Here is a 507-nt window from a genome sequence, read left to right on the forward strand (position 1 = left end):
CCGGAGGTGATCGAGCGGTGGGCGCCCGGGCGGGTGATGCTCAACGGGTACGGGCCCACCGAAACCACCGTCTATGCCACCATCAGCGCCCCCCTGACCCCCGGGGTCACCAGCGTCCCGATCGGGGCGCCGGTGCCGGGGGCGGCGTTGTTCGTGCTGGATGCCTGGTTGCGTCCGGTCCCGCCCGGGACCATCGGTGAGCTCTATGTCGCCGGGCGCGGCGTCGGGGTGGGCTATTGGCATCGGCCCTCCTTGAGTGCGGCCCGGTTTGTGGCCTGCCCGTTCGGGGGACCGGGGGCGCGGATGTATCGCAGCGGGGATCTGGTGCGCTGGCGCCCCGACGGCCAACTGGACTACCTCGGACGGGCGGATCAGCAGGTCAAGATCCGCGGCTATCGCATCGAGCTCGGCGAAATTCAGGCCGCCCTGGCCAGCCTCGACGGGGTGGAGCAGGCCGCGGTCATCGTGCGCGAAGACCGCCCCGGCGACAAACGCCTCACCGGCTAC

Annotated in this window: 1 protein-coding gene; it reads left to right on the forward strand. The window is 71.6% G+C overall.

Annotated features, from left to right (window positions below; genetic code table 11):
* Nucleotides 1–507, forward strand: a 507-nt coding sequence (locus A5702_RS00175; RefSeq protein ID WP_156669419.1) for an AMP-binding protein, incomplete at both ends; no start/stop codon positions are given.

Origin of the sequence: Mycobacterium sp. E3339, assembly GCF_001666915.1 — a bacterium.
Classification (GTDB): domain Bacteria; phylum Actinomycetota; class Actinomycetes; order Mycobacteriales; family Mycobacteriaceae; genus Mycobacterium.